The following is a 3,839-nucleotide window of genomic DNA, read 5'->3' as shown; positions in this document are numbered from 1 at the left end:
GCCCAGCGTCGCGCCGGTCGCCTCGACGCCGGCTCCGGCGAGCGACAAGCCGCGCACGGAGGTCGCGAAGGACTCTTCCAAGGACGCCGCCAAGGATCACGCAAAGGATCACGCCAGGGATCACGCGAGCCCGCCGCCGCAGACTGCAGCCGCCGCCTCGCTCGTGCAGCAGTCGCCAGCGACGACTTCAGCGCTGCCTATCCTTCCGCTGGTCCCCTCCAAGTCGATCATGGCGCCGCCCGATCCGGCCGCGCCGAAACTGATTCAGCCCGAGACAACCGAGAAGGCTGCCGAGAAGGCCGAGCCGGCGCCCGCCGTGATCGAGGTCGCCGCCGCATCCACCAAGCCGCCGGAAGTCGCCGACAGCGAAGCTTCGGCTATCGCGGTTCAGCAGACGCGCTTTGCGATCGACCTCGGCGGCGCCAACTCGATCGACGGACTGCGCGCGCTTTGGCGTGGCCTGATCAAGTCCAATCCGGAGATCGCCGCGCTGCGGCCGATCATCATGATCAAGGAAGGCAACACCGGCCTCAGCATGCACCTCCGCTTAGGTGCGGGCCCGCTGCTCAATGCCGCAGCCGCCGCAAAACTCTGCGCCGGCCTCGCCGAAAGCAACCGCCACTGCGAGACCACCGTGTTCGACGGCCAGCGCCTGTCGCTGCGCGCGGGCCCGGAAAAGACGCAGGAAAAGTCTCAGGACAGAGCCCAAGACAAAAACCAAGACCAAGACAAGAACCAGGACAAGAACTCGGAGAAGAGCCAGGACTCGGTGCCGCAAGCCGAGTCCGCCCCGGCGCCTGGGCCCAGCGCCAAGCCGGAGAAGCAACGCCGCAGCTACTCATCCAAGCGCACATCAAAGCGCGAGGAGCCCGCGCCTGCCCCCGCGGCCCCAGCGCCAGCGCCAGCCAAGCCGGAGACGCCATCTACGGGATCGACGCTGTCGTCGTTCTTCAGGCGGTAAGACGCTCCGCCCGCAGCGGGCTCCCTTGCGTCGAGTTCAGGACGTTGGCTGCTAGGCCCACTGTCGCCTTCTCGCCCGAATTCGCGAGGAAACCTCCGCCTCCCCTGTTGCCCCCTTCCACCATCCCGACCATATTGCGCCCATGACAAAAAAGCCCTTCCGCCTCACGCCCTACCAGGTGCAGTTCCTGATCGTCGTCGGCTTCGCGTCCGTCGGCTATGCGCTCTATCTGCGCTATCTCGGCATCGAGCTCTCGACGGTCGGGCTCGCCTGCGACGCCGGCCTTCAGACGCTGATCTGCAAGGCGCGTTCGGTGTCGACCGTGCTGTTCAAGAATTCGGTGTTCGGGATCGTCGCGCTGGTGGTTGCGACGTTGAACCTGATGCGGCCGTCGATCGTGCTGCTGACCGTCGGCATCATCGCCGCCGGCCTCGGCATCGTGCTCTACAACGTGGTGTTGTCGGGTCTTGCGATCGGCCTGTTCATTCTTGGATTTGCTCGGCCCGCGCCCGCCACAGCGTGAGCGCGAGCAAGAGATAAATCGCGCAGGTCCACAGCGACTGCCAGTTCTCGCGACCCTCGTTGAAGAGCACGTAGACCGCCGACAGCGTCAGCACGCCTGCGAACACGGCTTCCGCGATCGGACGCTGGCCGATCTGCGGCCGGTTCGACGTCAGCAGCGCGAACGGCACCACCGCCATCGTCAACGAGGCGTAGGGGAAGTCGTGGTAGCGCGGGTCGAACACGAAGGCGAGCGCGGTCTGCGCCGCGATCACCGCAGTCACCGCCAGCGTGAGACCGAGCACGGCGGTGAGCTTTGACCATTTCCGGCCCTCGCGCGGGCCGAGCAGATCGAGGAAGGTTGGAAGGCTGCGGCCGATCACCATCGCCTGCGCGCAGAAGATCGGCGACAGGATGCCGGCGAGCAGCAGCGCGCCCCAATGCAGCCAGCCACCGATGCCGTAGCTCTCGTAGTACATCTTGTCGGCACCGACCCCGAGCAGGATCCCCGCCGTCGTTGCCGAGATGGCGACACCGAGCCAGGCCGAGAAGCGCGGCGTCCACGGCCGCCGACGCAGCGTGAGACCGGCAACTGCGAACACAAGCACGCTGAGGCCCATGCCCGCGCCCATGTACCATTTCCAGTACGGGAAATTGCTGATCGGCTCGCCCGGCGGATATTTCAGGTTCCGGCGCACCGAGTCAAAGAGGCCCCAATAACCGCCCACCGTGCCTTCCAGCCTGCGCTTCCACGGCTGGTCGTAGGCCTCGATCAGGTTGACGCGGAATTTTTGCGCCTTGGCGAGGCCCAGGATTTCCGAGACCACGCGTGCCTGGTTGGTGCGCGACGGCAACGCGCCCTCGCGCATGCGCCCTTCACTCGGCCAGCCGGTTTCGCCGATCAGGATTTCCTTGCCCGGAAACGCGACCGCCATGCGCTCGCGGATCGCCTCGACATGGGCGGCGGCGAATTTCGCACGCACCGGGAAATCCTCCCAATAGGGCAGGATGTGGATCGTGACGAAGTCGACCGCGTCATAGACCTCGCGGTTCTTCAGCCAGAACTCCCAGACGTCGGCATAGGTGACGGGCACGCTGACCTGCGCCTTCACCGAGCGGATGATGGAGACGAGGTCCGCCGTCGTCATCTCGCCGCGCAGCAGCACCTCGTTGCCGACGATGACCGCGGTGATGATGCCGGGGAATTCCTTGGTGAGACGTACGGCGAGCGCGGCCTGCTCAAAATTCTTGGTGCGATTGCTGGAGAGCCAGATGCCCTGGAGCACCTTCAGCCCGCCGACCTTGGCGGCGATCGCCGGCACCTGGTCGAGCCCGTTCTCCATCGAATAGGTGCGGACGCAGTCGGTGATCTCCTTGAGCTGGCGCAGGTCCTGCTCGATCTGCTCGGCCTCGATATGGGTCCATGCGTTCAGCGGCGACTGCTCGCCGCGGAACGGGGCATAGGAGACGCATTGGACCTTGTCGACCGGATCGATCGGAGCGCGTGCGAGCGTGATTGGCGTGGCAAGCCACCACCACACGGCAGCGATCGCACCCAGTGAGACGAGCAGAAGCGCCAGTGGCGTACGAAGAGAAATCGGTTCCGTCCTCCGCGAAGGGCCGTCGATTACCTGCTCACACGCCGTCTGCCAAGGGGTGGCTCCGAACGGATCCCTCCCCCTCCCAAGGAATTTACCTGCGGCCGTTCGACAGAGACCTAGGATCGTGACTTTGCTGGACAAAATTCGAAATACAGGTCATGGGATTCGGCGAGAATTTTCCGCCGCATTGGAGACCCATTTGGACGCCATCACCGGCGCGTCCGCGGGATCCTGACGCGGGCGGTCAGCGGAGAAGTTGGGGAATTCATGCGGCAACGGGTGCTCGAGTTTCGAAATGCGGTCCTGCGGCAGTTCGCCGCCACCTTGGCCGTCTCCTCCCTGGTCGTCCTGGTCGGTATCGGTCATGCATCCGCCCAGAGCGGCACTCCCGCTCCTGACCAGGGCAAGGCGGCCGCCGCCCAGCCCGCCGATGCCGCCGCCAAGGACGCCGCCGCCCAGAACCAGCGCCGCACCGACGAGTTCGCCGAAGCCGCCCAGGTCATCAACGGCCCGGCCGGCAACCCCGAATGCGTCTGGCTCGGCCGGCGCGTGGTGCGCCTGATGTGGCGGGATGACCTCGACACCGCGTTCCGCCATCTCGACCTCTACGACCGTTTCGGCTGCCCGGGCGGCCATATCCAGGCTGCCTTCCGCTGCCTGACCCGCTTCGGCGGCCAGATCGATCCCAAGGTCGCGGAGACGCTGGACAGCCGGGTGCACGCTTGCTGGATCAATCCAGCGGCCCAGCCGCAGCAGGCGGCGGCCGCGGCCTCCCA

At 66.1% G+C, this 3,839-nt stretch carries 4 protein-coding genes; 3 read left to right on the top strand and 1 reads right to left on the bottom strand.

Annotation, left to right across the window (positions count from 1 at the left end; all coding sequences use genetic code 11):
* Both AC630_RS39080 and AC630_RS39075 read left to right on the top strand, forming a co-directional pair.
* A partial coding sequence (locus tag AC630_RS39080; RefSeq protein WP_074123682.1) for a hypothetical protein occupies positions 1 to 961 on the top strand: 961 nt, incomplete at its 5' end.
* A 142-nt stretch (positions 962 to 1,103) separates the two neighbouring features.
* Positions 1,104 to 1,484, top strand: a complete 381-nt coding sequence (locus tag AC630_RS39075; RefSeq protein ID WP_063683416.1) for a hypothetical protein — start codon at positions 1,104 to 1,106, stop codon at positions 1,482 to 1,484.
* Here AC630_RS39075 and AC630_RS39070 read toward each other — a convergent pair.
* Positions 1,444 to 3,003 carry a glycoside hydrolase family 17 protein gene (locus AC630_RS39070; protein WP_074123681.1) on the bottom strand — a complete coding sequence of 520 codons (1,560 nt, stop codon included), beginning with the start codon at positions 3,001 to 3,003 and terminating at the stop codon, positions 1,444 to 1,446. The genes AC630_RS39075 and AC630_RS39070 overlap by 41 nt on opposite strands.
* Before the next feature lie 327 nt (positions 3,004 to 3,330).
* On the opposite strand from AC630_RS39070, the gene AC630_RS39065 reads away from it, so the two are divergent.
* On the top strand, positions 3,331 to 3,839 hold a 509-nt coding region (locus AC630_RS39065), incomplete at its 3' end, for a beta-1-3, beta-1-6-glucan biosynthesis protein (protein WP_074123680.1).

The sequence above is a fragment of the Bradyrhizobium sp. AS23.2 genome, assembly GCF_001908185.1.
Classification (GTDB): domain Bacteria; phylum Pseudomonadota; class Alphaproteobacteria; order Rhizobiales; family Xanthobacteraceae; genus Bradyrhizobium.
Note: the sequence above shows the minus strand (reverse complement) of the source record. Positions and strands in the feature narration are given on the sequence as shown.

Excerpts from the sequence above, each read along its gene's own strand:
- AC630_RS39075 (WP_063683416.1), top strand. The coding sequence starts at position 1,104 with ATGACAAAAAAGCCCTTCCGCCTCACGCCCTACCAGGTGCAGTTCCTG.